We start from the raw sequence: 3,051 nt of genomic DNA, 5'->3' as shown, positions 1-3,051 counted from the left end.
ATGTTACTGGGTGTACCTCCGTAGCTATCGTTGCCAAGCTATATAATAATATCATTTTTTTTATAAAATGTCAATAAAAAAAATGGGCTAAGCCCATTTTTTTCTAGGGTATAATATTGAATACAATATCCTCATCTTTATAGTCAACTTCAACAGTTTCTCTTTCCTTAACATCACCTTTTAGTATGATTTTAGCTATTTCAGTTTCAATATATTTTTGAATATATCTTCTCAATGGTCTAGCTCCAAATTGTGGATCATAAGCAGTTTTAGCCAAGAATTCAGCAGCGCTATCTGTAATTTTGAAATTGATTTTTCTATCTTTTAATTTATTCTCTAAAGCTTTTAGAAGTTGATGAACAATGTTTTTAATCTCTTTAAGTCCAAGACCTCTAAAGATAATTGTCTCATCAATTCTGTTTAAGAATTCAGGTCTAAAGTTAGAAAGAAGCATTTGATTGATATTAAATCTAGTTTCCTCTTTTAGACTAGGATCTTCTAGGATTAAATGACTACCAATATTAGATGTCATTATAATCAATGTATTTTTAAAGTCTACAACTTTTCCCTGTCCATCAGTTAAACGTCCATCATCTAAAACTTGAAGAAGGATATTAAATGTATCAGGGTGAGCTTTTTCAATTTCATCAAAAAGAATAACAGAGTATGGTTTTCTTCTAACAGCCTCTGTTAATTGTCCTCCCTCTTCATAACCGACATATCCTGGAGGTGCACCAATTAATCTAGTAACGGAGAATTTATCCATGTATTCGCTCATATCTATTCTTATTACATTCTCTTCATCATCAAATAGGAAGTATGCAAGAGATTTTGCTAAATAAGTTTTACCAACACCAGTAGGTCCTAAAAATACAAAGGAACCGATAGGTCTGTTAGGGTCTTTAAGACCAGCACGAGCTCTTAAAATTGTCTCTGATACAGCTTTAACTGCTTCCTCCTGTCCGATTACTCTAGCGTTTAGATTCTCCTCTAATTTTAATAACTTCTCTTTTTCACTTTCCATAAGTTTAGAAAGAGGAATACCAGTCCATTTTGAAATAACCTCAGAAATCTCTTCAACTCCCACCTCTTGTTTAACAAGTTTATTTATAGGGACTTCTTCAAGACGTTCTTGCTCTTGAATTAGCTCTTTTTCAAGAGTTGCTAATTTTCCATATTTTAATTCAGCTAATCTATTTAAGTCATATTTTCTTTCAGCTTCTAAAATCTCAAGTTTAACCTTTTCAATTTCAGCTTTAATATCTTTAACTTTATTCAAATCATGTTTTTCATTTTCCCACTGAGCTTTTAAAAGTGATTTTTGCTCTGTTAAACTAGAAAGTTCTTTTTCTAGAGCTTCAAGTCTTTCCTTTGAATAAGGGTCTGTCTCCTTTTTTAAAGCTTCTTTTTCAATCTCTAATTGCATAACTTTTCTTGTTAATTGGTCTAGCTCTTCAGGCATAGAATCCATCTCAGTTCTGATCATAGCTGCAGCCTCATCAATAAGGTCAATAGCTTTATCAGGAAGTTGTCTATCTGGAATATATCTATGACTAAGAACAGCAGCTTCAACTATAGCTCCATCTGTTATTCTTATTCCATGATAAACCTCAAACTTCTCTTTAATACCTCTTAAAATAGAGATTGTGTCTTCGACAGTTGGTTCATTTACCATAACAACTTGGAAACGTCTTTCTAAAGCTGGATCTTTTTCAATATATTTTCTATACTCATCTAGAGTTGTAGCACCAATAACTTTAATCTCTCCTCTAGCTAGCATAGGTTTTAATAGATTTCCAGCATCCATAGCCCCATCTGATTTTCCAGCTCCAACAATGGTATGAATTTCATCTATAAATAATATAATTTCACCATTTGAGTCCTCTACCTCTTTTAAAACGGCTTTTAGACGTTCTTCAAACTCCCCTCTAAATTTGGCACCAGCAATTAAAGATCCCATATCTAAAGAGAAAACTTTTTTATTTTTTAATGAATCTGGAACATCACCATTTAAGATTCTTTGAGCAAAACCTTCGGCGATAGCTGTTTTACCTACTCCAGGTTCACCGATTAAAACAGGATTATTTTTAGTTCTTCTAGATATAATCTGTATTGTTCTTCTAATCTCGCTATCTCTACCGATAATAGGATCAATTTTTCCCTGTCTAGCCAATTCAACTAAATCTCTACCGTATTTTTCTAAAACTTCATATTTTACTTCAGGATTAGGGGAATCTACTTTTTTATTACCTCTAATCTCTAAAATAGTTTTTTCAAATAGAATACGATCGATTCCCAACTTTGCTAAAAAACTAGTGTTATCAAGCAAAGATAGAAAAATATGCTCTACACTTATATAGGAATCACCCATAAGTTGCATAAGTTTTTGAGCTTCCATCAAAATTTCATTCGTTTTAGAGTCTAATCCAATAGAAGTATTAGTTGCTCCTTGAATTTTAGGTAGTTTATTACAAAGGTCCTCTAAACTATTTTGAAGAGTATTTGTATTAACTCCCATTTTTGTTAAAACTCTTACAATTAAACCCTCCTTATGAGCAACTAAAGCAAGTGCTAAAATTTCAGGTTTAATACTCTGCTGCATATAAGTTTGAGCGATTGTTTGAGCATCAGTCAATGCAAGCATCGAGTTTTCAGTAAAATTATTAGGATTCATAAATATCACCTCTTAATAAAGATAATTAAATTATTTTAAGCTGATTATTTTGTCCTCTTCTCCAATCTCCTTTAGATGTTCGTTTCTAACAATTTCAATAACTTCCATCATTTTTTTCTGTATATGATCATAACCAACATCTTTTATGTGAGGAAGAATGCAGTCAGAACAATCTTTAATTCCACCAGCTGTATATTTATACTTACCGCCGCACTCATTTCCTAGCATATAAAGTGGACAATAACAAAATAAACAGTTAAAGTTCTCAGTATTCTCCATTTTGTGGCATGGAAAAAATTCACAATTTTTATTTTGATTAAATTTATAGTTCATAATACCTCCCAAAAGAATAAAAATCTATATCTAAAATATACTAC

Annotated in this window: 2 protein-coding genes; both read right to left on the bottom strand. The window is 31.6% G+C overall.

All coding sequences use genetic code 11. The features are described from left to right. Positions 1-103 precede the first annotated feature (103 nt). A complete protein-coding gene (gene clpB / locus ACMOUI_RS10785) occupies positions 104-2,674 on the bottom strand; it encodes an ATP-dependent chaperone ClpB (RefSeq protein ID WP_418965700.1) in 2,571 nt (856 codons plus the stop codon). Between the two features lie 30 nt (positions 2,675-2,704). Then, entirely contained in the window at positions 2,705-3,010 is a 306-nt protein-coding gene (locus tag ACMOUI_RS10780) for a cysteine-rich small domain-containing protein (protein ID WP_040406662.1), read from the bottom strand. Positions 3,011-3,051: the final 41 nt, after the last annotated feature.

Origin of the sequence: Cetobacterium sp., assembly GCF_048470075.1 — a bacterium.
In the GTDB taxonomy this organism is placed as follows: Bacteria; Fusobacteriota; Fusobacteriia; order Fusobacteriales; family Fusobacteriaceae; genus Cetobacterium_A.
This window is presented reverse-complemented; position numbering and strand designations above follow the sequence as displayed.

Excerpts from the sequence above, each read along its gene's own strand:
- clpB (WP_418965700.1), bottom strand. The coding sequence starts at position 2,674 with ATGAATCCTAATAATTTTACTGAAAACTCGATGCTTGCATTGACTGAT.